We start from the raw sequence: 26,463 nt of genomic DNA on the forward strand, positions 1-26,463 counted from the left end.
ATATCAACCCAACTCACTTTTCGTTGACGCGCAAAACAATACAAACTGACACCCCCCGACACGGCCCCTTCTCGCCGTACGCGGGTGCGGGTGCGTACGGCTTCGCGTCGTAGGCGGTGGCCCCAGCAACACCGGGGCCCAGCTGGCAAGAGGGCGTGTCTCACAGGGGTGGATGGTTCCTTCGGGTGCTCATGGAACCTATCGTCAAGGTCATGTTCGCTGTCTACGCCGCCCGAATCGACCGCGACCAGCCGCTGTCCGGCCTGGAGTTGGGGGAGCGTCCGGCTCCCGAGGCCCGTCCCGGCTGGAGTACCGTCACGGTCAAGGCCGCCTCCCTCAACCACCACGACCTCTGGTCCCTGCGCGGCGTGGGCCTCGCAGAGGACAAGCTGCCGATGATCCTCGGCTGTGACGCCGCCGGTGTCGACGAGGACGGCAACGAGGTCGTCCTGCACTCCGTGATCGGACAGAGCGGGCACGGGGTCGGCCCGAAGGAACCCCGTTCCATCCTCACCGAGCGTTACCAGGGCACCTTCGCCGAACAGGTCTCCGTGCCGACCTGGAACGTCCTGCCCAAGCCCAAGGAGCTCTCCTTCGCGGAGGCCGCCTGTCTGCCGACGGCGTGGCTGACCGCGTACCGGATGCTGTTCACCAACGCGGGGGTACGCCCCGGGGACTCCGTGCTGGTGCAGGGCGCCGGTGGCGGTGTCGCCACGGCGGCGATCGTGCTGGGGAAGGCCGCGGGACTCCGGGTCTTCGCCACCAGCCGGGACGAGGCCAAGCGAAAGCGGGCCCTGGAGCTCGGGGCCGTCGAGGCGCTGGAGTCCGGGGCGAGGCTGCCGCAGCGGGTCGACGCCGTCATCGAGACCGTCGGGGCCGCCACCTGGTCGCACTCCGTGAAGTCGCTGAGGCCCGGCGGCACCCTGGTCATCTCCGGGGCCACCAGCGGCGACCGGCCCTCCCACGCCGAGCTGACCCGGATCTTCTTCCTCGAGCTCAAGGTCGTCGGTTCCACGATGGGCACCAAGGACGAGCTGGAGGACCTGTTGTCCTTCTGCGCCGCCACCGGTGTGCGGCCAGTCATCGACGAGGTCCTGCCGATGGACCGGGCGCGTGAGGGCTTCGAGCGGCTTGCTGCGGGCGAGCAGTTCGGGAAGGTCGTGCTGACGAATCCCTGAGTCCCCTTCAAGGTGCGTCGACGGTCGGTCCGGTGCGGGCCGGCCGTTTTCGCGCGCCGGGTGTCAACTGGGGTTGACGCGAGTGGGGTGTCAACGTAGGTTGACAGCATGACCGAAGCAACGGATCTCGCCGAGCGCGCGGGTGACCGTGACCCACGGGTCGGCCTACGGGCCGTCGCCGCGCTGCGTCGGCTCCTGGAGCAGTTGGAAGCCGTACAGGTGCGCAATGCGCGCAACCAGGGCTGGTCGTGGCAGGAGATCGCCACCGAACTCGGTGTGAGCAGGCAGGCCGTGCACAAGAAGTACGGGAGGCATTGATGTTCGAGCGGTTCACGAAAGACGCCAGGGATGTGGTCAAGGGCGCTTACGCGTATGTGGAGGGGAGTGGTGGCGATGGACGGTGTGTGGAGCCGGAGCACATGCTGCTGGCGCTGCTCGACCGGGAGGGCAGTCGTGGGTCTTTCGCGCTCGCCGCGCTCGGGCTCGACGAGCGACGGGAGTCCGTGCGGGAGGCTCTGCGTGAGGCATGGCGGCGGGCCGGGCTGACGCAGGCCGAGACCGACGCGCTCGCCGGGCTCGGGATCGACGTGGAGGAGATCGTCACCCGGGTGGAACAGGCGCACGGCGTCGGAGCCCTGGCGGGCGGCTCGAAGGACAAACGGTGGTGGTCGGGGCGTGTTTCCTTCGGGCGGGGGGCCAAGGACGTGCTGGAGCGCTCCTTGCGGGTCGCCCTCGCCCAGCGGGACCGGCACATCGGGGACGAGCACATCCTGCTGGCCCTGACCACCCGCCCCGGAGTGCCCGCCGAGGTCCTCGCCGGGCACGGGGTGACGTACGCCTCCGTGGTGCGGGTGCTGTACGGGAGTGGCGGCGAGGCCAAGGCCGGCTAAGGGGCCGCGTCCTGGGTGCCTATTTCTTCTGGGTGCGCAGGAGGGCTCCTATGTGGGCCGCAGCGGTCGACAGGTGGCGGCGGGCGTCGCGCAGCTGCTCGGGCGTGACGCCGTGGTCGCGGGCCGCGTCACGGATGTCGTCCCGGAAGCGGTCGAGCAGGCGGTCCAGGTCGCGGGCCGGGTCGCCGGTGGAGTCCGCGGCGTCCTCGTGGGCCCAGGCCGGTTCGTAGGCGGCCGGGAAGTCCTCGGCGGGCCGTGAGGGGGTGCGCCCCTCGGTCGGCTTTCCGGTGCCGGTGCCGGTGGCGGTGCCTGTGGCGGTGGCGGCGCCTGCGCCGGCGCCTGTGCCGGTCCAGTCGAAGCCGAAGTCCTTGCCGTAGTCCTTCCCGAACTCGCCGACCTCCTTGACCAGTTCGCTCAGGCCCTCGCGCAGCCCCGTCGGCCAGTCGCCGCGGGCGAAGTGGTCCTGCACCTGCTCCTGGACGCGGCGGGTGATGCGCTGGACCTGCTCCTGCGCCTGGGCGCGGGCCTGTTCCTGGGCCTCCTTCGCCTGGCGGCGGGCGCGCTGGGCGTCCTCGCGGGCGCGGCGGCTCTCGTCCTTGGCGCGCCGGGCCTGTTCCTTCCACTCCTGCCGGGCGCGGCGCATCTCCTCCTTGGCGATGCGCCAGGCCTCCTTGTCGCCGTGCTGTGTGAAGTCGCCGAAGGGGGCGCCCGTCGTGCCATCGGTCCCCGTGCCGTTGCCCCGGCGGGCCTCCGTCGCCGCCGCCCGCATCTCGCGGCGCAGGTCGCCGGCGGCTCCGCGCACGTCGGCCTGGATCTCCGCGGCCAGTTCCGCGACCGACTCGCGGATCTCCAGCTCCAGGTCGGCCAGTTCGCCGCTGCGGTCGGCCAGTTCGGCACGGCCCGCGTCGGTGATCGAGTAGACCTTGCGGCCGCCCTCGGTCGTGTGCGTGACCAGGCCCTCTGCCTCCAGCTTGGCCAGGCGCGGGTAGACCGTGCCCGCCGAGGGCGCGTACAGCCCCTGGAAGCGCTCTTCGAGGAGGCGGATCACCTCGTAGCCGTGGCGGGGAGCCTCGTCCAGCAGCTTCAGCAGGTAGAGACGGAGGCGGCCGTGGGCGAAGACGGGAGGCATGTCAGAGCACCTTCTTGTCGGTTGTGCCGTCGGCCGGGGTGGTGGGGGCGTCATCGCCCGGGCCGGAGACGGAATTGTCCCCCGAGCCGTCCGGGCGGTCGCCCGCCGGGGCTGTCGCCGCGCTGCCGCTGCCGGGCCCGGTCCCCCGTGGCGTGTCCTCCCATGGCGTGTCCTCCCATGGCGCGTCGTCGTGATCCTCCTCGCCGGCCGGGCGGCGGAGCAGGGCGATGGAGCCGGAGACGGTGGTGGCCCGCAGTTTGCCGGTGCCCGCGCCCAGACGGCCCGTGATCTTGTGGGCTCCCCACTGGCCGTGCACCCGCAGGCCGTCGAAGGCGTTGGAGAGGGATCCGCTCGCCGTGTTCGCCTCGACCTCCGCGTCCGCCGGGTACGGCAGCCGGATGGCGATCTCGCCCGAGACGCTGGTCAGCCGGACGTCCGTCGGGCCGTTCGGATCGAGGTCGACGATCATCGAGCCGCTGACCGACTCCGCCCGCACGGAGGGGCCGGAGCCCTCGATCACCGTCAGATCCCCGGACACGGAGTTGAACCGCAGGTCGCCGGTCACGTCCTGGGCCTCCAGGCTGCCCGAGACCGTGTCGGCACGCACCGGGCCGGAGAGACCCACCAGGGTCGTGTTGCCGGTGACACCCTTGACCACCGACGTGCCCCGGATCCCGGAGACCACGGCGGCGGCGCCCACCACGCCCACCTCGACGCCGGTGCCGGCGGGGACGGCCAGGGAGACCACCGCGCTGCGACGCCAGCCCTTGCGGTCCAGCCACTTGAGGAAACCCTTCCAAGGCAGGTCCTCGTAGGCCACCGTCAGGACGCCGTCCTCGTGGGTGACCAGCAGGGGCGGGCCCTCGATCTCGGAGATCTCCAGGCGGGCGGAGGGCTCCTCGGTGCCCACCACGTTCACCGTGCCGTTGACCAGGCGTACACGCAGGTCGCTCACCGGCTCGTCGAAGGTGAGCTTCCTCGGCTCTGAGACGGACCACTCGGACATGGCGAAGACCTCCCCGAACGGACGCGCCATATCGCGTCCTCTCGTATTCACGATATATCGCGGTCGGGGAAAGTCAAGACACCCGTTTCGGGGACGGCGGGGAGGCCGAGCAGGCTCCTGCGGTCTCCGGGAACATCGGCACGAGCGTCGGCGCTGAAATGGATCATGGTCGGCCGGGCGCGGTCACCGGGGGCCGCGGCGAGATCCCCAGGAAGATCGTTGATTGGTGAGGGGGGCGGCTGCCGTCAGCCGGGTGCCGGAGGGGGACCCCTCATGCGGGCAGGTGCAGGCGGCCGTCCTGGACTTCGGCGATCTGGTCGGCGGCGGTGAGGTGGGTGCGGTCGTGGGTGACCAGGACGGTGGCGGTGGCCTGCTCGTGGGTGAGGCGGGTGATCAGGCCGATGACGGCAGCGCCGCGTTCGCGGTCGAGGGCGCTGGTGGGTTCGTCGACCAGCAGGATGGTGGGGTCGTTCATCAGGGCCCGCGCGATGCTGACGCGCTGGCGCTGACCGCCGGAGAGCTGGTGGGGGCGGCGGTCGGCCTGGTCGGCGAGGCCGACGGCATCGAGGAGTTCCTTCGCGCGGGTCCGGGCGGTGCGGGGTTTGCGTCCGCCGATCTGTGCCATGACCTGGAGCTGTTCGGCGGCGGTGAGGGAGGGCAGCAGGTGGGGCTGCTGGAAGACGATGCCGATCTTGTGGCGGCGCAGGTCGGTGAGCTCACCGCGGCTCATGCCGGTGGTGTCGGTGCCGTCAATGGTGACCGTGCCGGAGTCGGGGGTGATGAGGGTGGCGGCGACGGCCAGGAGGCTGGACTTGCCGGAGCCGGACGGGCCGACGACGGCGGTGAGGCTGCCGTGGGGGACGTCGAGCGTGACCTGGTCGAGGGCGGTCAGACGGGTCCCGCCGTCGGGGTAGGTGAGGGTGATGTCGGTCAGGCTCAGGCTCATCGGGCACTCCCCAGGGCGGTCAGCGGGTCGACGGAGGTGATGCGGCGGACGGACAGACCGGCCCCGAGGGCGCCGAGGAGGATCATCACGGCGGCGGGGAGCAGGACGGTGGCGGGGGTGAGGAGGAACGGCACCGTGTTGCCGGCGACGAGGGAGCCGAGGCCGGCGGCGATGCCGGTGCCGATCAGGGTGCCGCCGGTGAGGAGGACGACGGCTTGGCCGAGGGCGTCCTTGAGCAGATCCGCGGTGGAGGCGCCGAGGGCCTTGAGGACGGCGACGTCGCCGCTGCGCTGGATGGTCCACACGGTGAAGAAGGCGCCGACGACCAGGGCGGAGATGGCGAACAGGAAGCCGCGCATCAGCTGCAGGGAGCCGTTCTCGGAGGTGTAGGAGCCGATCGCGGACAGCGAGTCCTCCTTGGAAACCGTCCTCGTGTCCGCGGCCCGGTCGGCGGCGGCCGTGTCCGCGCCGGAGGCGGTGGTCAGGGCGATCACGGTCGCGGTCGGGCCGTCACCGTCGGCGGTGGGGGGTGCGGCCTTCCGCCAGACAGCGAGGCTGGTCCAGACGACCGGGGTGTGACTGAAGAACGCGTCTCCCCCGACAGCGGCGACGGTCAGCTGCTGCCCGGCCAGGGCGAGGGTGTCACCCGCGCTGATCCCGAGGTCGTCGGCGGCGGTGGTGGACAGCACCACCGACCGCTCGTCCAGCTTGTCGCTGTGCGGGGCGAGGCGGGAACCGGGCTGGACGCCGAAGGCGGACACCCCGGTGCTCCTGTCGCCGGAGGTGGCCTTGGTGGTGGTGATCCCCAGCGGCTCGGCACTCTTCACGCCAGGGGTTCTGGCCCACTGCTGCCACTGCTCGGCGGTGACGGTTGAGTTGGAGTACGACACGTCCTGTCCGCCGCCGGGCGCCTGGAAGGCGATCTTGTCGGCGGGCAGGCCGGTGATGGCGGAGATGTTCTGCCGGCCCAGGCCGGCGGTCAGGCCGGACAGCAGACCGACCAACAGGGTGATGAGCACGATGACGGTCCCCATCAGGGCGAAACGCCCCTTGGCGAACCTCAGATCGCTCCAGGCGACGAACACGTCGGTGGCCTGCCCTCTCTTGTGGTGGAACCGGGTAGGACCTCACCGTCGCCGTTGGCCCCCGGTGTGCGCGTCTGGCGCAGGAGGGCACTTTCCGGGCCGGAAGACGGCACGGGGGTTGTGACTTTCGATGGAGGCCGCCTCACGTCCCGGTCCGTAGGGTTGCAAGCACTGTGAACACCGTCGCTCCCGCCCCGACCCCGACCAGCCGGGCTCTCGCCTGGTGCCTGCACCTGCTGATCATCGCCCTGCTCGCCCTGGCCGCGGGCCGCGCCGTGACCGGCAGCCGGCCGCACACCGCGATGACCGTCGCCCTGGCGGGGGCGTGCGCCGCGGTGTCCGCGGCCGGACCGCTCGTGCCGCGCATCCGCCGCTCCCGCCGGGCGGCTACCTGGTGGCTGGGCGTGGTCGGCGTCTTGTGGCTGGGGCTGCTGACCGTGTCCGCCGACGGGGTCTGGGTGGCCTTTCCGCTGTACTTCCTCCAGCTCCATCTGCTGCCGCGCCGCACCGGTCTGGCCGCGGTCGCCGCGACCGCGCTCGTGGCGATCGCCGCGTTCGCCGCCCACACCGGGTCCTTCAGCCCGGCGATGGCGATCGGTCCCGCACTCGGCGCCGCCGTCGCCGTCGCCGTGGTCTGGGGATACCAGACCCTGTACCGGGAGAGCGAACAGCGCCGCAAGCTGATCGAGGAACTCACCGCCACCCGCGCCGACCTGGCCAGAGCCCAGCACACCGCCGGGGTGCTGGCCGAGCGCGAACGCCTGGCCCGCGAGATCCATGACACTCTCGCCCAGGGACTGTCCAGCATCCAACTGTTGCTGCGCGCCGCTGAACGCGCGCTGCCCGGCACCCCCGAGACCGCCGCCCGCCACGTGGACCAGGCCCGCCAGGCGGCCGTGGACAACCTCGCCGAAGCACGCCGCTTCGTCGCTGCCCTCACCCCACCCGCCCTGGACAGCCACACCCTGGCCGGCGCCCTGGAACGCCTGTGCACCACCACCAGCGCCCGGCACCGGCTCGCCGCGCACTTCCACCTCACCGGCCGGGCGGCCCCGCTGCCGACCGCGCACGAGGTCGCCCTGCTGCGCATCGCCCAGTCCGCCCTCGCCAACACCGTCCGCCACGCCGACGCCACGACCGCCGACGTCACCCTCAGCTACCTCGGCGACCGGGTCGCCCTCGACGTCGTCGACGACGGAACCGGCTTCGACCCCGGCCTGCTTCCCGCCCCCGACCCCGAAAACGGCGGCTTCGGACTGCCCGCCATGCGTGCCCGCATGCACGCCCTCGGCGGCACCCTCACCATCGCATCCGCCCCGGGCCACGGCACCACGCTGGCCGCACGGCTCCCCCTCCCCCCGACCACCGACCCCGAGGACCGTCCGTGAGCGACCAGCCGATCCGACTGCTTCTGGCCGACGACCACCCCGTCGTGCGCGCCGGGCTGCGCGCCGTGCTGGAGACCGAACCCGGCCTCACCGTCGTCGCCGAGGCCGCCACCGCGGAAGACGCCGTCGCCCGCGCGGCGCTGGGCGACATCGACGTCGTCCTCATGGACCTGCAGTTCGGCAGAGGAATGGGTGGCGCCGAAGCCACCGCGGCGATCACCAGCCGGCCTGGCGCCCCCCGCGTGCTGATCGTCACCACGTACGACTCCGACGCCGACACCCTGCCCGCCATCGAGGCCGGCGCCACCGGCTACCTCCTCAAGGACGCTCCGCCCGAGGATCTGGCCGCCGCGGTACGGACCGCAGCCACCGGACGCACCACACTCGCCCCCACCGTCGCCGACCGGCTGATGAACCGCCTGCGCGCTCCGCACGCCGCCCTGACCCGACGCGAACGCGAGGTTCTCGTTCTGGTCGCCGAGGGACTGTCCAACCAAGCCATCGGCGCACGCCTCCACCTGACCGAGGGCACGGTCAAATCTCATCTCACCCGCATCTACGCCAAGCTCGACGTCGACTCCCGCACCGCCGCCGTCGCCACCGCGACCGACCTCGGCCTCATCCGCCGCTGACCCGAGCACAGGCGGTTCTCGCATCTGCACGGATGCGGGAGTGCTGCGAGAGCCCCGCACCGACCACGTTTCCCCGGGCCGCCGTCAGCGGAAGTCCTCTCAAGACCTCGGGGTGACCTGGGGGTGGTGCGCCACGGCTCTGACAGACCGCGGGGTGCATCTGACGCCCGCCTGCTCCTCGCGCACGGCACGCCGGGGGATTCTTGGAGACGCGCGGATGACGTCGCCCGGGACCGGAGCCGGTGGCTACTCGTCGTCCTCGTCGTCCAGACGCGCCAGCCACGTGGCCAGTCGCTCCACCGGCACCTCGAAGTCGGGATTGAGATCGACGAACGTCCGCAGTTGCTCGGCGAGCCACTCGAAGGTGACTTCCTCCTCGCCGCGCCGCTTCTCCAGTTCCTCGATGCCACGGTCCGTGAAGTACATGCCTCAAGGATAGGTGCGCGAAAACGGCCGGGCCGCACCCCCGAAGCGGGGATGCGGCCCGGCCGCGAACGACGTGCGAGGGCGATTACGCCTCGAACACCTCACGCACCAGCTGCTCCTGCTCCGCCTGGTGCCGCTTCGCGGAACCCACCGCCGGGGACGAGCCGTGCGGGCGGGAGATGCGCCGCAGCCGCTCGCCGTGCGGGACGTCCGCGCCGACCGCCAGGTCCAGGTGGTCGATCAGGTTGAGCGCGATGAACGGCCAGGCACCCTGGTTCGCCGGCTCCTCCTGGGCCCACAGGTACTTCTCGGCGTTCGGGTACTTCTTGATCTCCGCCTGGAGCTCGGCACCCGGCAGCGGGTACAGGCGCTCGATGCGGATGATCGCCGTGTCCGTCACGCCGCGCTTCTGGCGCTCGGCGTCGAGGTCGTAGTAGACCTTGCCGGCGCAGAAGACGACCTTCTTGACCGCGGCCGGGTCGACCGAGGAGTCGCCGATGACCGGCTGGAACTGCCCGGTCGTGAACTCCTCCGCCTTCGCCGCCGCCGCCTTCAGGCGCAGCATCGACTTCGGCGTGAAGACCACCAGCGGCTTGTGGTGCGGGTTGTGCACCTGCCACCGCAGGAGGTGGAAGTAGTTCGACGGCGACGTCGGCATGGCGACCGTCATGTTGTTCTGCGCGCACATCTGGAGGAAGCGCTCGGGGCGGGCCGAGGAGTGGTCCGGGCCCTGGCCCTCGTAGCCGTGCGGCAGGAGCAGCACGACGCCGGAGGTCTGGGCCCACTTCTGCTCGGCCGACGAGATGAACTCGTCGACGACCGTCTGGGCGCCGTTGACGAAGTCGCCGAACTGCGCCTCCCACATCACGAGCGCCTCGGGGCGGGCCAGCGAGTAGCCGTACTCGAAGCCCATCGCCGCGTACTCGGAGAGGAGGGAGTTGTAGACGTTGAGCCGCGCCTGGTCCTCGGAGAGGTACTGCAGCGGGGTGTACTCCTCGCCCGTGCTGCGGTCGATGATGACCGCGTGGCGCTGGCCGAACGTACCGCGCTGCGAGTCCTGGCCCGCGAGGCGGACCGGGACGCCCTCCAGCAGGAGGGAGCCGATCGCGAGGGTCTCGCCCATGCCCCAGTCGATGGTGCCGTCCTCGACCATCGCCGCCCGGCGCTGCAGCTGCGGCAGCAGACGCGGGTGGACGGTGATGTGGTCGGGGATGTTGACCTGGGACTCGGCGATCCGCTTGACGACCTCCGTGGTCACCGCGGTGTTCACGGCGACCGGGAACTCGGCCTGCGGGTCCGTCGGCTCGACCGTGGCCGGCTGGGACGTGGCCTCACGGACCTCCGTGAAGACCTTCTCCAGCTGGCCCTGGTAGTCCTGCAGCGCCTGCTCGGCCTCTTCCAGGGTGATGTCGCCGCGACCGATCAGGGACTCGGTGTAGAGCTTGCGCACCGAGCGCTTCTTGTCGATCAGGTCGTACATCAGCGGCTGGGTGAAGGCCGGGTTGTCCGACTCGTTGTGACCGCGGCGGCGGTAGCAGATGAGGTCGATCACCACGTCCTTGTTGAACGCCTGGCGGAACTCGAAGGCCAGACGGGCCACACGGACCACGGCCTCCGGGTCGTCGCCGTTCACGTGGAAGATCGGGGCCTCGATCATGCGGGCCACGTCCGTCGCGTACATCGAGGAACGCGAGGACTCGGGGGCCGCGGTGAAGCCGACCTGGTTGTTGATGACGATGTGGACCGTGCCGCCGGTGCGGTAGCCGCGCAGCTGCGACATGTTCAGGGTCTCGGCCACCACGCCCTGGCCCGCGAAGGCCGCGTCGCCGTGGATCGCCACCGGCAGGACCGTGAAGTCCGTGCCACCCTTGTTGATGATGTCCTGCTTGGCGCGCGAGACGCCCTCCAGGACCGGGTCCACCGCCTCCAGGTGCGAGGGGTTCGCGACCAGGGAGACCGCGATCTGCTCGCCGTCGAGACCGGTGAAGGTGCCCTCGGCGCCCAGGTGGTACTTCACGTCACCGGAGCCGTGCATCGACTTCGGGTCGAGGTTGCCCTCGAACTCGCGGAAGATCTGCGCGTACGACTTGCCGACGATGTTGGCGAGGACGTTCAGCCGGCCGCGGTGGGCCATGCCGATGACGACCTCGTCCAGGCGGGACTCGGCGGCCGAGTCCAGCACCGCGTCCAGCAGCGGGATGACGGACTCGCCGCCCTCCAGGCTGAAGCGCTTCTGGCCGACGTACTTGGTCTGCAGGAACGTCTCGAAGGCCTCGGCGGCGTTCAGACGGCGCAGGATGCGCAGCTGCTCCTCGCGCTCCGGCTTGGAGTGCGGCCGCTCCACGCGGTCCTGGATCCACTTGCGCTGCTTGGGGTCCTGGATGTGCATGAACTCGATGCCGGTGGTGCGGCAGTACGAGTCACGCAGGACACCGAGGATGTCGCGCAGCTTCATCATCGACTTGCCCGAGAAGCCGCCGACGGCGAACTCGCGCTCCAGGTCCCACAGGGTGAGCCCGTGCTCGGTGATGTCCAGGTCGGGGTGCTTGCGCTGCTGGTACTCCAGCGGGTCGGTGTCGGCCATGACGTGGCCGCGGACCCGGTAGGAGTGGATCAGCTCGAAGACACGGGCGGCCTTCGTGACGTCGTCGTCGTGGCTGGCGTCGATGTCCTTGAGCCAGCGGACCGGCTCGTAGGGGATGCGCAGCGCCTCGAAGATGTCGTCGTAGAAGCCGTTCTCGCCGAGGAGGAGGTTCGCGACGATCCGCAGGAACTCGCCGGAGGCGGCGCCCTGGATGACCCGGTGGTCGTAGGTCGACGTGAGCGTCATGACCTTCGAGATGCCGAGCTTGTTCAGGGTGTCCTGGGAGGTGCCCTGGAACTCCGCCGGGTAGTCCATGGAGCCGACGCCCATGATCACGGACTGGCCGGGCATCAGACGCGGCACGGAGTGGACGGTGCCGAGGCCGCCGGGGTTGGTCAGGGAGACCGTCACACCGGTGAAGTCGTCCATGCCGAGCTTGCCGTCGCGGGCGCGGCGGACGATGTCCTCGTAGGCCTGCCAGAACTCGAAGAAGTTCAGCGTCTCGGCCTTCTTGATGCCCGCGACCACGAGCTGGCGGTCGCCGTTGGGCTTGACCAGGTCGATGGCGAGGCCGAAGTTGACGTGCTCCGGCTTGACCAGGGTCGGCTTGCCGTCCTTCTCCGCGTAGGAGTAGTTCATCGACGGCATGGCCTTGATGGCCTGCACCATCGCGTAGCCGATCAGGTGCGTGAAGGAGATCTTCCCGCCCCGGGCCCGCTTCAGGTGGTTGTTGATGACGATGCGGTTGTCGAACAGCAGCTTCACCGGGACGGCGCGCACGGACGTGGCCGTGGGCACTTCCAGGGAGGCGTTCATGTTCTTCGCGACCGCGGCGGCGGGGCCGCGCAGCACGACCTGCTCGGGGCCCGAGGGGGCCTCGGCGGCCGGCTCGGCCTTCTTCGCGGCGGCGGCCGGCTTGGCGGCGGGCTTCGCGGCCGGGGCGGCCTTCTGCGCCGGGGCCGGGGCCGCGGCCTGAGCGGCGGGCTTCGCCGGGGCCGGAGCCGGGGCGGGGGCCGGAGCCGCGGCGGGCTTCTCGGCGGCCGGGGCCGGGGCCTGCGCGGGAGTGGCCGGAGCGGCCGGCTGAGCGGTGGTGGTGGTCCCCGCGGCCCCCGCGGCCGCGGTACCCGCCGGAGCCGAGGCGGCGGCCGCCCCTGGCTTGTAGTCGGCGAAGAAGTCCCACCAGGCTCGGTCTACCGAATTCGGGTCCTGGAGGTACTGCTGATAGATCTCGTCGACGAGCCACTCGTTGGCACCGAACGACGCGGCAGGGTTCTTCCCCGCTTGGTCGGTGTCGGTCGAGATGCTCGAGTTACTGGGGGACTGTGGCGACACGGCGGCAACCGCCCTCTTCCGCTTCACAAGATGATGGACAGCGGGAATCAAGGCTACGCCCCCTGGACGGGGAAGGTCAGGCCGGGCCCGTGCAACGTCGTGCAAGTCACATCTGGAACCGTGTTTCGGGGCTTGAAATGGCGGGAAACAAGCGTGGTTCCGCTTCGTGAGGGAAGGGCGGGGCAGGGCCCGGGGCGCCGATGGCGCGGGCCCGTGCCTGATCACACGTGTCCGTCAGCGCGGACGCCCGTGGATCTTGTGGCTCCGCTTCGAACTTTACGTCAACTTGGCACAGATGTAAGTCCCGGAAGAGTGACAAGAATCCGGCAACCTCGCTCGGATTCGGCCACTCCGATCCGGCCCCCGTGCAGGTCCACCGCCCAGCGGGCGATCGCCAGGCCGAGGCCCGTGCCGCCGTCGCTGCCCGGGCCCTGCGGCCGCTTGGCGCTGCCGCGGTTGAACCGCTCGAAGACGCGGTGCCACTCGGACTTCGGAATGCCGGGGCCCTCGTCGAGGACCTCCAGCTCCAGCGACTCCGGCAGGGAACCCCGCCGCGCCTTGACCGTCACCCGGCCGTGCGGCGGGCTGTGCTTGACCGCGTTGTCGATCAGGTTGGCGACGACCTGGTGGATGCGCTCGGGGTCGGCGTGCGCGGTCAGCTCCGGCGGATGGACGTCGAGGTGGAGATGGACGTCCGTACGGGTGTGACTGCCCGAGCCGGTGGCGATGCCCGCGCGCACGGAGGCGACCATGTTGGCCTCCTTCAGCACGCCGGACAGGTACGGCCACACCTCGAACCGCCGCTGTTTCAGCGGTACGACGCCGTTGTCCAGGCGGGACAGGTCCAGCAGTGTCTCCACCAGCCGCCCGAGGCGCTCGGTCTGCTTCAGCGCCGTGCGCATGGTCTCCGGGTCGGCCTGCGTGACGCCGTCGACGATGTTCTCCAGCACCGCGCGCAGTCCCGCGATGGGCGTGCGCAACTCGTGTGAGACGTTCGCCACGAGTTCCTTGCGCTGGCTGTCCTGGGCCTCCAGCTCGTCGGCCATGGCGTTGATGGTCACGGCCAGGGCGCCCAGCTCGTCGCGGCGGTTCTCCCGCGTGCGGCGGGTGTAGTCGCCCTGCGAGATGGAACGGGCCACCGCGGTCATCTCGTCCAGCGGCGCCGTGAGCGAATGGGCCACGAACTGCGTAATGAGAAGCGTGGCGATCATCGAGAAGACCGTGATGAAGCGCAGCTCCGTCTTGGTGTGCACCGCGATCACCGACAGACCTGTGGTGATCAGCACCGAGATGACGACCAGCGCGCCCAGCTTGGTCTTGATCGAGAACGGGCTCACCCCGCCCCAGGGATCCGGCTCCCGGGGGTTTCTCCGTGCGGCCGGCCCGCCGCTCATGGCGTCGGGGTCTCCAGGGCGTACCCCACGCCGTGCACCGTGCGGATCCGCTCGGCGCCGATCTTCCGGCGCAGCGCCTTGATGTGGCTGTCGACCGTGCGGGTGCCGGAGGCGTCCGCCCAGTCCCAGACCTCGGCGAGCAGCTGCTCCCGGGAGAGCACCGCGCGCGGGGTGTTCGCCAGGCACACCAGCAGGTCGAACTCGGTGGGCGTGAGGTGGACGTCCTCGCTGCGCACCCGGACCCGGCGCTGTGCGTGGTCGATCTCCAGCTCGCCGAGGCGCAGGATGCCGGAACGGGGTGTGGCCGCCGCGATGGCGGCGCGCTCCACCCGGCGCAGCAGGACGTGCACGCGCGCCGCCAGCTCCCGCATCGAGAACGGCTTGGTCATGTAGTCGTCGGCGCCGACGCCGAGCCCGACCAGCATGTCGGTCTCGTCGTCGCGCGCGGTGAGCATCATCACCGGCACCGGGCGGGCGGCCTGCACGCGGCGGCAGACCTCCAGACCGTCGAAGCCGGGCAGCATGATGTCGAGGATCAGCAGGTCGGGCTGCCACGCCTCGGCGGTGTCGACCGCGGCCGGGCCGTCGCCCGCCGTTTGCACGAGGAATCCCTCGGCGCGCAGGCGGGTCGCGATGGCGTCCACGATCGTCGCGTCGTCCTCGACCACCAGGACCCGGCGCTGTGCGCCCGGAGTAGCCGTCGCCGAACCGTTGTGGGAGGTCTGTGTCTGCTCCATCGCCCGCCCCTGGGGTGTGCTTTCCGGAATCAGTGGGGTGATTCCTTCTGACTGGCTATGCCTGCGCATGGTTGCGATTGACGCTTGAATGATCGGCGTCAGAGGAGCAGCGTACGGGGAGTCAGTACGCCTTTGCTATCCAGGGCTGATGGCGAGGTGCACGACGTCCGGAACGCCCCGGGCAACCGGGATCTCTTCGGTACGCACCTGCTGGAACCCGGCATTCCGCAAGGTTTCTTCGAATTCCGGTGACGGCTGGGCGGACCAGACCGCCAGAACCCCGCCGGGTCTCAACACCCTTGCGCAGCTTGCCAGTCCGGCTTCCCGGTAGAGAACTCCGTTGCCCTCCGTGACGGTCCAGCCGGGTCCGTTGTCGATGTCGAGACACAGGGCGTCATACGTGGCGGATGTCTCATTGACGTGTGCGACGAGATCGGCCTCCACGATGTGCGTGCGCGGATCGGCCAGGGCCCGGGCGGACAGGACGGAGAGCGGCCCGTCGCGGTGCCATTCGACGATCGCGCGCTCGCGTTCCACCACCGTGATCCGCCCCCAGCGCGGGTCCGCCGCGGCGTGCGCGAGGGAGAAGCCGACGCCGAGTCCGCCGATCAGGACCTCGGGGTGGTCCCGTCCGGTCAGCGCCTCCAGGGCCGCGTCGACCAGCCGCCGCTCCGAGCGGCCGTCGGAGGTGTCCATCAGGAAACAGCCGTTGGAGATGATCTCCAGCCGGTCGCCGTGCCGCCGCAGCACCACCTCACCGTGGGGGCCCTCGCGACGGTCCAGGACATCGGGAATGTCGTACGAGGTAGGCATGGGGGCATCCTGACAGGGGAGGGGCGTGTGGCGCCTCGCAATTCGCCGGGCCTCACGCCGGGCTCGCGGCGGGGCTCTCGGGTCGCTGTGCATCGGCACTCGCGTGGCGAGGGTCACAGACAGCGCGGTGACCGGGGCGAAGGCTGGGACCAGAAGGAAAGGAGTGTCCGCTGTGGAACGCACCGCACCACCCCGCGAGACGGCCGCACCCACGCCGACGGGCGCGCTCGGCCCCCTGGTCCCGGGGTCGCTGGACGGGGTGCCGCGGCAGCGGGGCCCACGGGACGGACCCCCGGCGGACGTACGGCAGCCCGCCCCGGTGGCGGAGCCCGCGCTGCGGCGCATCCGGCCCTGGCGGCTGCTGCCCACCCCGACAGGCACGCCCTTCACCTTCGGATACGCACTCCTCCTCGGCCTCACCTCGCTGATCTCCGCGCATGCCGACCCGGCCCTCGTGCACGCCCTGCTCCAGGGCTCCAGCACGGATGTGACGCACCTGCTGCGCACGCCGGAGCTGGTGCTGGTCGGCAGCGCGCTGTGGGTCGCGGGCGGGGTGACCTCGCCGTTCGCCATCGCCTTCGTACTGGTGCTGACCGCGCTGGAACGGCGGATCGGGGGCGTGCGCACAGCCGGTGTCTTCCTGCTCGGGCACATCCTCGCCACCCTCGCGACCGAGGTCCCGGTGGGCCTCGCCGTGCTGGCCGGGCACCTGCCCGACAGCTCACTGCACCGCCTCGACTACGGCGTCAGCTTCGGCGTCGCCGCCGGCGTCGGCGCCCTGTCCGGCCTGCTGCCGCCGTGGCTGCGTCTGCCGCTGCTGGCCGGATTCGGCTGGATGCTGCTCCAGGACCTGCTCGCCTTCACCGACCCGATGACGAACTGGGGGCACGTCATCGCCCTGGCCATCGGCATCGCGACCTGGCCGGCGGTCCGACGGTGGTACGCGGCACGCCTCGGCCCGACCGGGACTTGAGGCCCTGCGGAAGGTGAGGCCCCTCAGGCCCGGGCGGAAGGCAGTGGTGTGCGGGGGCTTCCGCGGCTGAGGTGTGAGGTCCTCAGTCCGGACGGAAGGCAGTGGTGTGCCGGGCTTCCGCGGCTGAGGGGTGAGGCCCTTCAGTCCCGGGCGGAGGACGGCGGGTCGTGCCGGGCGCTGGTCAGCGGGGCCACCACGGTCCAGCCGAGCGCCTCGTAGAGCCCCCGTCCCGCGGGTGTCCCGGCCAGGACGCCGGTCCGCGCCCCCTGCCGGGCGGCGGCGTTCTGCAGTGTCCTCATGACGAGGCTGCCCAGGCCCTTGCGGCGGTGTTCGGGCGCCGTCTCGATCTGGTCGACGACGGCGGTCACGCCCGTCGGGGCGATCTGGCCGCGCGCCGCCAGGGACCCGTCCGGCGCGGCCACCATCAGCCGGGTCACTCCGCCCCGCGTCCACTGGCGCAGCCGGTAGCCGTCGGGCGCCTCGGGAGTGCCGTCCGCCACCAGCGGGACGGTCATCAGGCAGCCCGGCTCGGGATCGATCCACCAGCTGTCGTCCAGCCAGCCGGAGACCACCGACGGGTCCCGGAAGGCCTTGAGCCAGACCCCCTGCCCCGTGACCTGCTCGGCCACCTTGCGGACGGTCGCCTCGTCGAGGTCCTCGCCCGTCGCGCCGAACACGTGACGTGTGACGTGCCCGTACATGCCCACGCCGATCGTCCGGCCCCACGGCTCGGCAAGCGGCGGGGCGGCCCCGCGCGACACGACCCATCCGTCCACCCATGCCTGCACGGTGCTGTCCACGCCATCCCCCTCAGTGAGCGCTTTGTAATGATCGCTGAGCCTGATCGTCTATTACTCGGCTGACCTTACGCGCGCCTCGGTCCCGGCCGTCACCGGTGATCGCTGACAGCGAACAGCCCCTGGGGAACATCCGGGCGCGCTCAAGCATTGAGTCGGCATAGCTCAACTTGACTGCCGAAGGGGAGATCATGGCTTCGACGTCCTCACCGCTCACCCTGCCCGTGCTGCCGCTCGACGGAGAGGTCGTGCTGCCCGGGATGGTGGTCCCGCTGGACCTGAGCGATTCCGAGGTCCGTGCCGCGGTGGAGGCCGCCCAGGCCGCTGCCCGGTCAACACCCGGAAAGCCCCGGGTACTCCTGGTGCCACGCATCGACGGGACGTACGCGAACACCGGTGTGCTCGGCACCGTGGAACAGGTCGGCCGGCTGGCCGACGGCGACCCGGGCGCGCTGATCCGCGGCCGGGAGCGGGTGCGCATCGGCGCGGGGACCACCGGTCCCGGCGCGGCCCTCTGGGTCGAAGGCACCAGCGTCGACGAGACCGTCCCGGAGCCGCTGCCCGGGCAGATCGCCGAACTGGTCAAGGAGTACAAGGCCCTCGCCACCGCCTGGCTGCGCAAGCGCGGCGCCTGGCAGGTCGTCGACCGGGTCCAGGCCATCGACGACGTCCCGGCGCTCGCCGACAACTCCGGCTACTCGCCGTTCCTGACCACCGAGCAGAAGATCGAGCTGCTGGAGACCACCGACCCGGTGGCCCGTCTGAAGCTCGCCACCCAGCACCTGCGCGACCACCTCGCCGAGCAGGACGTGGCCGAGTCGATCGCCAAGGACGTCCAGGAGGGCGTCGACAAGCAGCAGCGCGAGTTCCTGCTGCGCCGCCAGCTGGAGGCCGTCCGCAAGGAGCTGCGCGAGCTCAACGGCGAGCAGGAGGGCGAGGAGTCCGACGACTACCGCACCCGCGTGGAGGCCGCCGACCTGCCCGAGAAGGTCCGCGAGGCCGCGCTCAAGGAGGTCGACAAGCTGGAGCGGTCCTCCGACCAGTCGCCCGAGGGCTCCTGGATCCGCACCTGGCTCGACACGGTCCTGGAGATGCCGTGGAACGAGCGCACCGAGGACGCCTACGACATCCGGGGCGCCCAGGCCGTCCTGGACGCCGAGCACGCCGGCCTGGAGGACGTCAAGGAACGCATCACCGAGTACCTGGCGGTGCGCAAGCGCCGTGACGACCGGGGCCTCGGCGTGGTCGGCGGGCGGCGCGGCGGTGCCGTGCTCGCGCTCGTCGGGCCGCCCGGCGTCGGCAAGACCAGCCTCGGCGAGTCCGTCGCCCACGCCATGGGCCGTAAGTTCGTGCGCGTCGCCCTCGGCGGCGTCCGCGACGAGGCCGAGATCCGCGGCCACCGGCGTACGTACGTCGGCGCACTGCCCGGCCGTATCGTCCGGGCCATCAAGGAGGCCGGGTCGATGAACCCGGTCGTGCTCCTCGACGAGATCGACAAGGTGGGCTCGGACTTCCGGGGCGACCCGGCCGCCGCCCTCCTCGAAGTGCTCGACCCCGCGCAGAACCACACCTTCCGGGACCACTACCTGGAGGTCGAGCTGGACCTGTCCGACGTGGTCTTCCTCGCGACCGCCAACGTCCTGGAGGCGATCCCGGAGGCGCTGGCCGACCGGATGGAGATCGTCCGCCTGGACGGCTACACCGAGGACGAGAAGGTCGTCATCGCCCGGGACCACCTGCTCCCGCGCCAGCTGGAGCGGGCCGGGCTCGACAAGGACGAGGTGACCATCGACGAGGGAGCGCTGCGCAAGCTCGCCGGCGAGTACACGCGCGAGGCGGGCGTGCGCACCCTGGAGCGGTCCGTCGCCCGGCTGCTGCGCAAGGTCGCGGCCCAGCACGAACTGGGCGAACGCGAGCTGCCCTTCACCGTCCGGGACGAGGACCTGCGCGACCTGATCGGCCGTCCGCACCACGTGCCCGAGTCCGCCCAGGACCCGGCCGAGCGGCGGACGTCCGTGCCCGGTGTGGCGACCGGTCTCGCGGTGACCGGGGCGGGCGGTGACGTGCTCTACGTCGAGGCGTCCCTGGCCGACCCGGAGACGGGCGCGGCCGGGCTGACCCTGACCGGTCAGCTGGGCGACGTGATGAAGGAGTCCGCGCAGATCGCGCTGAGCTTCCTGCGCTCGCACGGCGCCGAGCTGGAACTGCCGGTGGCGGACCTGAAGGACCGGGGCGTGCACATCCACTTCCCGGCGGGCGCGGTCCCCAAGGACGGCCCGAGCGCCGGCATCACGATGACCACGGCCCTCGCGTCCCTGCTGTCCGGCCGGCTGGTCCGCACGGACGTGGCGATGACCGGCGAGGTCTCGCTGACCGGGCGGGTCCTGCCGATCGGCGGGGTGAAGCAGAAGCTGCTCGCCGCGCACCGGGCGGGTGTCACCACGGTGATCATCCCCAAGCGCAACGAGCCCGACCTGGACGACGTCCCGGCGGAGGTGCTGGACAAGCTCGACGTCCACGCCGTCACCGACGTCCGCCAGGTCCTGGAGCTGGCGCTCGCGCCCGCGACCAACGGGGCGGCGCCGGAGGTTCCGGTCGCGGCGTGACGGGCGTGACCGGATAGGGGAGGCCCGGGTTCCTCGTGAGGGAGGCCCGGGCCTTCACCGTGTGGTGGCCCTGTGGACACGAATGCCCTGACCTGCGGAATACTTGCCGAACTGCGGTGATCACGGCAGGTGGCGGAAAATTCATGTACCGGAATTCTCACGACCGGGCGACGACCGAGGCAGGGGCTGACGTGCACGAGGGCGGCAACGACGACGGACACCGCGACGCCGGTGTGCCAGGACCGGGCGTGGCCGGAACCGGACCCGGTGTGGCGGGAACCGGTGTGGACCAGCCCGCCTTCCTGGCCCTCGAACGCGAGCTGACCGTGCTGCTGCGCCGCGCGAGGGCCAGCCAGGGCGAGATGGCCCGCGAGGTGCACCCCGACCTGGAGTCGTCCGCGTACGGCCTGCTCGTGCGGCTCGACGAGTGCGGGAAGCAGCGGGCCACCGAGCTCGCCGCCTACATCGGGGTCGGCAAGGCGACCATGTCCCGCCAGCTGCGTGCCCTGGAGGAACTCGGGCTCGTGGCGCGCGAGCCCGACCCCGCCGACGGACGCGCCTGGCTCGTCGCCCTCACCCAGGAGGGCCACGACCGCGTCCGCCGGGTCCGTGAGGCACGCCGCGCCCGCTACGCCGGCCGCCTGGCCGACTGGGACTCCCGCGAGGTCACGGAACTGGCCCGGCTGCTGCACCAGCTCAACCGCGGCATGGAGAAGTAGCCCGGGCGCGCGTCCCGGAGAGCCGGAACCCGCCGCCCACCGGAGATCTGGAGCCTGCCGTCGACCGGCGGCCTAGAACTCGACGTACACGGCCGTCGCGTCGTCGTGCCGTTTGCTCCGGCCCAGGAAGGTCTCGGCGGCGTCCGACCGCTCCAGGGTCCGGACCCGGTCCACCAGGGCCTGCGGGCCTTCCTTGCGGACGAGGCGGAGGCAGTCCGTCCAGTCGCCCTGCTCGAACCGCTCGACCCAACGCGCCGCGCCGTCGGTGAGCGCGGCCAGAGCGCGGACCTCGCCACGGGGCACCTTTCCGGTCACCGCCCGGGCCGCCACCGAGGGGTCGGCGGCCGCCGTGAAGAAGCCGCCCTCCAGGTTGCGGAACGTGGAGTCCACCAGCGCGTCCGTGGCCAGCGCCGAGCGGGGGAGCAGGGCCAGCCGGTCGTCGAGGACGGGCGTCACCACGCCGTCCGGCGACTCCAGCAGCAGGGCCGAATCGGACAGGACCAGGTACTCCACCGTGGCCGGATTCCAACGCGTCACCACCACCGTGGCCTGAGGGGTGCGAGGGTGAGAAAGGTCACAGGTTGCGGCGTGTGCCTCGGAGGTACGCGCGATGGCGTGGGACAACGCGTCGACCAGGGGAACATCCGGGAGTGAAACGGTCAGTTCGGTCAAGGCTCCGCCGAGGCGCGCGGTGAACCAGGGGACGGAATGCAGACAGCCCGTCCCGGTTCTCGGCGGTGTGACCCCGTCCAGGACGACGACGGAACCGCCTTGTCCCGAGGCCGGTAGTCCGACAGCGGCGAAGTCCTCGTTGGGGCGGTCGGCGTCTCCCGGCTCGGACACGAGTTCAGTGCGCATCCAGCCAGTCTGCACGAGCCCTTCACAACGTCCGCAGAAGACCGGCAACGGTTGCCGTACCGGCGCAGCCGCGCAGGTCAGACGCCGGGTTTGGGAGGGAATGATTTGTTCCGGGAAGGCGTGGTGGCGAATACTGCCACCGGCCGTCGCCGTCGTCCAACCGGCGTGCCACGCAAGGCCCCTGCAAAGGCCTGCGGAACTTGCCCCTCAACTCCCGTCCGGGGTTCACTCCTTCGGGTGGCGGGTCAGGTGATGCGCGTGCGCTGCCCACCGGCGCTGGGAGGGTCGGGAAGTGTACCGGGAGTACGCACCAGTTGACGGAGCGTCATCCGGGCCCAAGGGTTCACGAGTCAGGAATGCGAGCACCGGTGCAGAAGACGCGGCCTCGTCGCACAGGCAAGCAGACAGCCCCCGTTCAGGGCGCTGAGCCGACGCCCCCCACCGGCACGGGCCGTCCCACCCACGTACGCAACCGGCTGATCGTGGCCGTTGCCGTGGTGGCCGCCGCCATCGCCGGCGCCGGCACCCCGTCCGTGCTGGCCGCCTCCGGGCAACTCCACGACTCCCAGCAACTGGTGACGCTCGCGGAGCAGACACAGGCCTCCCTCGCCCTCGCGCACTCCCTCGCCGACGAGCGGGACGAGGTCACCTCCTACATCGCCGCCGGGCGCCCCAAGGACAAGGCGCCCTCCGAGCAGCGCAGCGCCCGGGTGGACCGGCAGGTCGAGGAGCTGCGCGCCGACACCGACACGCCCGCCTCGCTCCGCTCGGACCTCGACGGCATAGCGGCCGTGCGCAGGGCGGCGCTCACCGGCAAGAGCAGCGCCCTCGAAGCGCACCAGGCGTACTCCGCCGCCATCACCGGGCTGCACCGGCTCGCCGAGCAACTGGCGCAGCAGACCCCGCCGCGCGCGGGAGAGGGCGGCTACGCGCTGGCCGAGCTGGACTCCGCCGTCCAGCAGGCCGCCGCGGCCCGCGGGCTGCTGCTCGCCGCCCTGAGCGTGCCGCGCAGCACCGGCACGGTCATCGACCCCGTCACCGGCCTGCCGACCGAGACGTCCACCTCCTCGGACGCCGACACCCGGCAGCGCGACGCCCTCAGCGCCGCCGCCCAGCAGGCCCGGCTGCGCTCCGACGCGGCCCTGGCCGACTTCCGCGACACGGCCCCCAAGCCCGCCCGGGCCTCCTTCGACTCCACCGTCACCGGCACCGAGGTCAACTCCGCCGACAAGTACCTCGCCACCCTCACCGATCAGCCGACGCTCTCCCGCGGCGATCTCGCGACCGGCACCAAGAAGCTGGACACGGCCCTGTCCGCCCGCGTCGACCTGATGCGCGGCGTCGAGTCGGCCCTCTACGACCGCCGCACCAAGGACCTCGAAACCCTGCGCGACGACGACGTCACCGCGCTGGAGATCCGCGTCGCCCTCCTCGGCGCCCTCATGCTGCTCGCCGTCGGCGTCGCCACGGGCATGGCCCGCAGCCTGACCCGCCCGCTCGCCGTCCTGCGGCTCGGGTCCAAGCGCCTCGCCGAGGCCGAGGACCCGGCGGCCGAGGAGCCGGTGAAGTTCACCGGCCGCAACGACGAGTTCGCCCAGGCCGTCCGCTCCGTCAACGCCCTGCACGCGCACGCGGTCGCCCTCACCGAGCGGATCACCACACTGGAGTCCGACCGCAAGCACCTCGTCGGGCAGCGCCAGAAGATGGCCGACGCGCGCGAGGAACTGCGCGGCGAACTCGCGGAGTCCGCGGCCCAGCTGGAGCGGCTGCGCACGGCCATCGGCGGGACGTTCGTCAATCTCGCCCTGCGCACGCTCGGCCTCGTGGAGCGGCAACTGGCCGTCATCGAGAACCTGGAGGAGCGCGAGCAGGACCCGGACCGGCTCGCCACGCTGTTCAAGCTCGACCACTTCGCGACGGTCATGCGCCGGCACAGCGAGAACCTGCTGGTCCTCGCCGGCACGGAGCACGTCCAGCACGCCGCCGGGCCCGTGCCGCTGGTGGACGTCGTCCGGGCCGCTGTCAGCGAGATCGAGCGGTACGAGCGGGTCCGGATCGCCGCGCTGCCGCCGCACGCGCACATCGCGGGGTTCGCCGCGGACGACCTGTCCCACCTGCTCGCCGAACTCATGGAGAACGCCACCTCGTTCTCCCCGCCCGACCTGCCCGTCGAGATCTCCGGCTGGCTGCTGGAGAACGGCGAGGTCATGCTCTCCGTCCAGGACGAGGGCATCGGCATGACCGAGGAGCGGCTGGAGCGCCTCAACTCCCGCCTCACCGACTTCGACCCCGAGGCGCCCTACGACCAGGAGGGCGAGGACGGTCTCGGCCTCGGCCTGTACGTCGTGGCCCGGCTCGCCCACCGCCACGGCGTGCGCGTCCAGTTGCGCGAGCAGAAGCAGGGCGGTGTCGCGGCGGTCGTCGTCGTGCCGCGCACGCTGCTGGCCGCCGCCCCGGCCGTGGCCGTACCTGCCTCCGGCCCCCTCACCGGCACGACCCACTCCTTCTCCTTCCCGGGCGCCGACGCGGAGGCCAACTCCAACGTCCTGCCCGGCCGCGCCTCCGGCGACGACCCGCTGGTGGCCCTGGCGGAGAAGGCGGTCGAGCGCGGCGAGGCAGCCGAGATCACCACCGCCGCCCAGCACCCGGAACCGGCAGGGGAACCGGAACCGGCCGAGGCGACGGAACCGGCGCGGGCGCGGGAGGTGCCGGAGGCGGCACCCTCGGCGACATCCACCGATGCGGTGGCGGCCGCGACGGCACCCGCCGATCCGGTGGCGCCCGCCGGCCCGACGCCACCCGCCGGCCCGGCGACGCATCCCGAACCGGCGGCGCACGCCGGCCCGGACGAGACCGCCGCACCCGTGGAATCCCCCGCAGAAACCACGATGGAGCTGCTGATCCCCGCGCAGGCGGGGGAGCCGGACCCGGTGGGGCACGGACCATCGGTCACCGGCGGCGGGACCGGCCCGTCGGGACAGCCCGCGTCCGAAGCCGCCTCCCGCGAGGGCGGGACCGGCCCGTTCGGGCAGCGCGCGCACGAGGAAGCCCATGGCACGGGTGGTGCCGTGGACCCGGACGAGAGCCCGCAGCACGAGCGCGCGGCCGACGAGGAGGAGGACCGCGTCACGGACAAGGGCCTCCCCAAGCGCACTCCGAAGATCACCGCACAGACCACCGCCCCGCGCCAGCGCAGCGGCTCCGTGGACGCCGAAGCCCTGCGTCGCCGCCTCGGCGGCTTCCGCCAGGGCGCCCAGGCGGGGCAGCGCGACGTGGAGGCGGAGATCGCCGAGAGGACGGCCTCGCACCAGCGGCCGGCCACCGGCGCAGCACGACCAGCTGGATCCGAAGAATCCACGGGGGGCACAGTCGAGGAGGCAAGCAGTTGACCGCTCCCAGTACCTTCGGACTGATCGGACTGAGCAGTGAGGCCCGCAACCTGCACTGGTTGCTGACCAACCTCGTCGAGGAGGTACCCGGCATCCTCTCGGTCGCGGTCGTCTCCTCCGACGGACTGCTCCTGCTCTCCTCCGACGACCACCGCAACAAGGAGGCGCGGGACGCCCTGCAGGCCCGCGGCGCCACGCGCACCGGCCCGCGCGGCTCCGCCGCCGACCTGGCCACCATCGTCTCCGGCATCGGCAGCCTCACCATCGGCGCCGCCCGCCTGATGGACTTCGGCGGCGTCCGGCACACGATGGTCGCGATGGACGAGGGCAGCCTGTTCGTGATGTCGATCAGCGACGGCTCGCTGCTCGGCGTCCACGGCTCCGCGGACTGCGACATGAGCGTGGTGGCGTACCACATGGCCCTGTTCGTCGGCCGTGCCGGTCACGTCCTGACGCCGGAACTCCGCAGCGAGCTCCGGAAATCCCTGGAGGATTCCCAGACGACGGGGAGTGCCCGATGAGCAGTACGCCCAAGCACCACCTCCCGGTCCGCGGCGGCGACCGCAAACCCGCCCGGGTCCGCCCCTACTCGCTCACCGGCGGCCGCACCCGCTTCGGCCACGTCCTCCTCGTGGAGACGTTCGTGGCGAGCACGGCGGCACTGGACGCCCCGGAGGAGCGCAAGGAGCTGACGAACGGCCACCTCTCCACCCGCGTCATGCCGGAGTTGCGGGCCATCGTCGAACTGTGCCGCCGGATGCGTACGGTGGCCGAGATCGCCGCGCTGCTGAAGATGCCGCTCGGCGTGGTCCGCGTGCTCCTGAGCGACCTCGCGGACCAGGGAAAGATCCGTGTGTACGGAACGGGCACCGGCCATGGCACGGGCCGCCCCGACCGGGCTCTGCTGGAAAGGGTGCTGAGTGGACTCCGTCGTCTCTGACGCCGCTCACGGCGTCACTGGTTCATCCCCGTTCGTCGAGCCCGGCGAGAGCATGCACGCCTGGGAGACGGACCGCACCCGTGCCCCCATAGCCACGAAGATCGTGGTGGCGGGCGGCTTCGGCGTGGGCAAGACCACGCTGGTCACCTCCGTCTCGGAGATCACGCCCCTGCAGACCGAGGCGCTGATGACCGAGGCGAGCGAGGCGACCGACGACCTCACCGCCACACCGGGCAAGTCCACCACCACCGTGGCCATGGACTTCGGGCGCATCACGCTCGACGACGACCTGGTGCTCTACCTGTTCGGCACGCCGGGCCAGCAGCGGTTCTGGTTCATGTGGGACGACATCGTGCGCGGAGCGATCGGCGCCGTCGTCCTGGCCGACACCCGCCGTCTGAAGGACTGCTTCCCGGTCCTGGACTACTTCGAGAGTTCCGGGCTGCCGTACGTCGTCGCGGTCAACCACTTCGACGGCAGCGAGCTGTTCGAACCGGAGGACGTGCGGGAGGCCCTGACCATCCCGCGGCACATACCTGTCATGATCATGGACGCGCGTCGCCGGATCTCCGTGATCGAGACCCTCCTGGCCCTCGTGGGCCACGCGCTCGACGAAACCCCCGAGTAGAGGACAGCCCCGC

The 26,463-nt window shown here is 71.5% G+C and carries 23 protein-coding genes; 12 read left to right on the top strand and 11 right to left on the bottom strand.

Annotation, left to right across the window (positions count from 1 at the left end; translation table 11 throughout):
• Positions 1-212 precede the first annotated feature (212 nt).
• From ACFV20_RS33195 to ACFV20_RS33205, 3 genes are all read left to right on the top strand, one after another.
• Positions 213-1,178: a zinc-binding dehydrogenase gene (locus ACFV20_RS33195; protein WP_385663786.1), complete on the top strand. Its 966-nt coding sequence runs from the start codon at positions 213-215 to the stop codon at positions 1,176-1,178.
• A 108-nt stretch (positions 1,179-1,286) separates the two neighbouring features.
• The gene (locus tag ACFV20_RS33200; protein WP_003992902.1) at positions 1,287-1,496 is read left to right on the top strand and encodes an HTH domain-containing protein; all 210 of its coding nucleotides are present in this window, start codon (positions 1,287-1,289) and stop codon (positions 1,494-1,496) included.
• Positions 1,496-2,068 (top strand): Clp protease N-terminal domain-containing protein, encoded by a 573-nt coding sequence (locus ACFV20_RS33205; protein ID WP_385663788.1) that lies wholly within the window; start codon positions 1,496-1,498, stop codon positions 2,066-2,068. The genes ACFV20_RS33200 and ACFV20_RS33205 overlap by 1 nt, the downstream gene beginning before the upstream one ends.
• 19 nt (positions 2,069-2,087) lie before the next feature.
• Here the strand turns inward: ACFV20_RS33205 and ACFV20_RS33210 are convergent, their stop codons facing one another.
• The 4 genes from ACFV20_RS33210 to ACFV20_RS33225 form a co-directional block, all read right to left on the bottom strand.
• Entirely contained in the window at positions 2,088-3,197 is a 1,110-nt protein-coding gene (locus ACFV20_RS33210) for a PadR family transcriptional regulator (protein ID WP_385663791.1), read from the bottom strand.
• 1 nt (position 3,198) lies between these two features.
• On the bottom strand, positions 3,199-4,203 hold the full coding sequence (locus tag ACFV20_RS33215; protein ID WP_385663883.1) for a DUF4097 domain-containing protein: 1,005 nt from the start codon (positions 4,201-4,203) through the stop codon (positions 3,199-3,201).
• A 271-nt stretch (positions 4,204-4,474) separates the two neighbouring features.
• Positions 4,475-5,149, bottom strand: coding sequence for an ABC transporter ATP-binding protein (locus ACFV20_RS33220; protein ID WP_385663793.1), 675 nt, complete (start codon positions 5,147-5,149; stop codon positions 4,475-4,477).
• On the bottom strand, positions 5,146-6,234 hold the full coding sequence (locus ACFV20_RS33225) for an ABC transporter permease (protein WP_385663796.1): 1,089 nt from the start codon (positions 6,232-6,234) through the stop codon (positions 5,146-5,148). The genes ACFV20_RS33220 and ACFV20_RS33225 overlap by 4 nt, the downstream gene beginning before the upstream one ends.
• Before the next feature lie 173 nt (positions 6,235-6,407).
• Between ACFV20_RS33225 and ACFV20_RS33230 the strand changes: the two genes are divergently transcribed.
• A complete protein-coding gene (locus ACFV20_RS33230) occupies positions 6,408-7,622 on the top strand; it encodes a sensor histidine kinase (RefSeq protein WP_385663799.1) in 1,215 nt (404 codons plus the stop codon).
• Complete coding sequence (locus ACFV20_RS33235; protein WP_385663802.1) at positions 7,619-8,254, top strand: response regulator; 636 nt, start codon at positions 7,619-7,621, stop codon at positions 8,252-8,254. Before ACFV20_RS33230 ends, ACFV20_RS33235 begins: the two co-directional genes overlap by 4 nt.
• A gap of 246 nt (positions 8,255-8,500) precedes the next feature.
• On the opposite strand, the gene ACFV20_RS33240 is transcribed toward ACFV20_RS33235, so the two are convergent.
• From ACFV20_RS33240 to ACFV20_RS33260, 5 genes are all read right to left on the bottom strand, one after another.
• The gene (locus ACFV20_RS33240) at positions 8,501-8,680 is read right to left on the bottom strand and encodes a DUF6104 family protein (protein WP_003992906.1); all 180 of its coding nucleotides are present in this window, start codon (positions 8,678-8,680) and stop codon (positions 8,501-8,503) included.
• 85 nt (positions 8,681-8,765) lie between these two features.
• Positions 8,766-12,596, bottom strand: coding sequence for a multifunctional oxoglutarate decarboxylase/oxoglutarate dehydrogenase thiamine pyrophosphate-binding subunit/dihydrolipoyllysine-residue succinyltransferase subunit (locus ACFV20_RS33245; RefSeq protein WP_385663804.1), 3,831 nt, complete (start codon positions 12,594-12,596; stop codon positions 8,766-8,768).
• 281 nt (positions 12,597-12,877) lie between these two features.
• Positions 12,878-13,990, bottom strand: coding sequence for an ATP-binding protein (locus ACFV20_RS33250; RefSeq protein WP_385663807.1), 1,113 nt, complete (start codon positions 13,988-13,990; stop codon positions 12,878-12,880).
• Entirely contained in the window at positions 13,987-14,727 is a 741-nt protein-coding gene (locus tag ACFV20_RS33255; protein WP_030851757.1) for a response regulator transcription factor, read from the bottom strand. The genes ACFV20_RS33250 and ACFV20_RS33255 overlap by 4 nt, the downstream gene beginning before the upstream one ends.
• Positions 14,728-14,862: 135 nt before the next feature.
• Positions 14,863-15,540 carry a spermidine synthase gene (locus ACFV20_RS33260; RefSeq protein ID WP_385663810.1) on the bottom strand — a complete coding sequence of 226 codons (678 nt, stop codon included), beginning with the start codon at positions 15,538-15,540 and terminating at the stop codon, positions 14,863-14,865.
• Between the two features lie 172 nt (positions 15,541-15,712).
• On the opposite strand from ACFV20_RS33260, the gene ACFV20_RS33265 reads away from it, so the two are divergent.
• The gene (locus ACFV20_RS33265; protein ID WP_385663813.1) at positions 15,713-16,513 is read left to right on the top strand and encodes a rhomboid-like protein; all 801 of its coding nucleotides are present in this window, start codon (positions 15,713-15,715) and stop codon (positions 16,511-16,513) included.
• Between the two features lie 140 nt (positions 16,514-16,653).
• On the opposite strand, the gene ACFV20_RS33270 is transcribed toward ACFV20_RS33265, so the two are convergent.
• Entirely contained in the window at positions 16,654-17,313 is a 660-nt protein-coding gene (locus ACFV20_RS33270; protein WP_385663816.1) for a GNAT family N-acetyltransferase, read from the bottom strand.
• A 188-nt stretch (positions 17,314-17,501) separates the two neighbouring features.
• On the opposite strand from ACFV20_RS33270, the gene lon reads away from it, so the two are divergent.
• Positions 17,502-19,916: an endopeptidase La gene (gene lon, locus ACFV20_RS33275; RefSeq protein WP_385663818.1), complete on the top strand. Its 2,415-nt coding sequence runs from the start codon at positions 17,502-17,504 to the stop codon at positions 19,914-19,916.
• 191 nt (positions 19,917-20,107) lie between these two features.
• Entirely contained in the window at positions 20,108-20,635 is a 528-nt protein-coding gene (locus ACFV20_RS33280; protein ID WP_385663886.1) for a MarR family winged helix-turn-helix transcriptional regulator, read from the top strand.
• A 72-nt stretch (positions 20,636-20,707) separates the two neighbouring features.
• Here the strand turns inward: ACFV20_RS33280 and ACFV20_RS33285 are convergent, their stop codons facing one another.
• Positions 20,708-21,493 carry a protein phosphatase 2C domain-containing protein gene (locus tag ACFV20_RS33285; protein WP_385663821.1) on the bottom strand — a complete coding sequence of 262 codons (786 nt, stop codon included), beginning with the start codon at positions 21,491-21,493 and terminating at the stop codon, positions 20,708-20,710.
• A 368-nt stretch (positions 21,494-21,861) separates the two neighbouring features.
• Between ACFV20_RS33285 and ACFV20_RS33290 the strand changes: the two genes are divergently transcribed.
• Genes ACFV20_RS33290 through ACFV20_RS33305 form a run of 4 tightly spaced genes read left to right on the top strand, consistent with a single transcriptional unit; the run spans position 21,862 to position 26,450 of the window.
• Positions 21,862-24,882, top strand: coding sequence for a nitrate- and nitrite sensing domain-containing protein (locus ACFV20_RS33290; protein ID WP_385663824.1), 3,021 nt, complete (start codon positions 21,862-21,864; stop codon positions 24,880-24,882).
• Positions 24,879-25,403 (top strand): roadblock/LC7 domain-containing protein, encoded by a 525-nt coding sequence (locus ACFV20_RS33295; RefSeq protein WP_385663827.1) that lies wholly within the window; start codon positions 24,879-24,881, stop codon positions 25,401-25,403. Before ACFV20_RS33290 ends, ACFV20_RS33295 begins: the two co-directional genes overlap by 4 nt.
• Positions 25,400-25,822: a DUF742 domain-containing protein gene (locus ACFV20_RS33300; RefSeq protein WP_031110388.1), complete on the top strand. Its 423-nt coding sequence runs from the start codon at positions 25,400-25,402 to the stop codon at positions 25,820-25,822. The genes ACFV20_RS33295 and ACFV20_RS33300 overlap by 4 nt, the downstream gene beginning before the upstream one ends.
• On the top strand, positions 25,803-26,450 hold the full coding sequence (locus ACFV20_RS33305) for an ATP/GTP-binding protein (protein ID WP_385663831.1): 648 nt from the start codon (positions 25,803-25,805) through the stop codon (positions 26,448-26,450). Before ACFV20_RS33300 ends, ACFV20_RS33305 begins: the two co-directional genes overlap by 20 nt.
• Positions 26,451-26,463 lie beyond the last annotated feature (13 nt).

This window comes from Streptomyces sp. NPDC059696 (assembly GCF_042733745.1).
In the GTDB taxonomy this organism is placed as follows: Bacteria; Actinomycetota; Actinomycetes; order Streptomycetales; family Streptomycetaceae; genus Streptomyces.

What these genes read in the sequence shown, in the direction of transcription:
- ACFV20_RS33300 (WP_031110388.1), top strand. Translation starts at nt 25,400, where the DNA reads ATGAGCAGTACGCCCAAGCACCACCTCCCGGTCCGCGGCGGCGACCGC.
- ACFV20_RS33200 (WP_003992902.1), top strand. Translation starts at nt 1,287, where the DNA reads ATGACCGAAGCAACGGATCTCGCCGAGCGCGCGGGTGACCGTGACCCA.
- ACFV20_RS33205 (WP_385663788.1), top strand. Translation starts at nt 1,496, where the DNA reads ATGTTCGAGCGGTTCACGAAAGACGCCAGGGATGTGGTCAAGGGCGCT.
- ACFV20_RS33285 (WP_385663821.1), bottom strand. Translation starts at nt 21,493, where the DNA reads ATGCGCACTGAACTCGTGTCCGAGCCGGGAGACGCCGACCGCCCCAAC.
- ACFV20_RS33255 (WP_030851757.1), bottom strand. Translation starts at nt 14,727, where the DNA reads ATGGAGCAGACACAGACCTCCCACAACGGTTCGGCGACGGCTACTCCG.
- ACFV20_RS33220 (WP_385663793.1), bottom strand. Translation starts at nt 5,149, where the DNA reads ATGAGCCTGAGCCTGACCGACATCACCCTCACCTACCCCGACGGCGGG.
- ACFV20_RS33195 (WP_385663786.1), top strand. Translation starts at nt 213, where the DNA reads ATGTTCGCTGTCTACGCCGCCCGAATCGACCGCGACCAGCCGCTGTCC.
- ACFV20_RS33215 (WP_385663883.1), bottom strand. Translation starts at nt 4,203, where the DNA reads ATGTCCGAGTGGTCCGTCTCAGAGCCGAGGAAGCTCACCTTCGACGAG.
- ACFV20_RS33260 (WP_385663810.1), bottom strand. Translation starts at nt 15,540, where the DNA reads ATGCCTACCTCGTACGACATTCCCGATGTCCTGGACCGTCGCGAGGGC.
- ACFV20_RS33210 (WP_385663791.1), bottom strand. Translation starts at nt 3,197, where the DNA reads ATGCCTCCCGTCTTCGCCCACGGCCGCCTCCGTCTCTACCTGCTGAAG.
- ACFV20_RS33250 (WP_385663807.1), bottom strand. Translation starts at nt 13,990, where the DNA reads ATGAGCGGCGGGCCGGCCGCACGGAGAAACCCCCGGGAGCCGGATCCC.
- ACFV20_RS33240 (WP_003992906.1), bottom strand. Translation starts at nt 8,680, where the DNA reads ATGTACTTCACGGACCGTGGCATCGAGGAACTGGAGAAGCGGCGCGGC.
- lon (WP_385663818.1), top strand. Translation starts at nt 17,502, where the DNA reads ATGGCTTCGACGTCCTCACCGCTCACCCTGCCCGTGCTGCCGCTCGAC.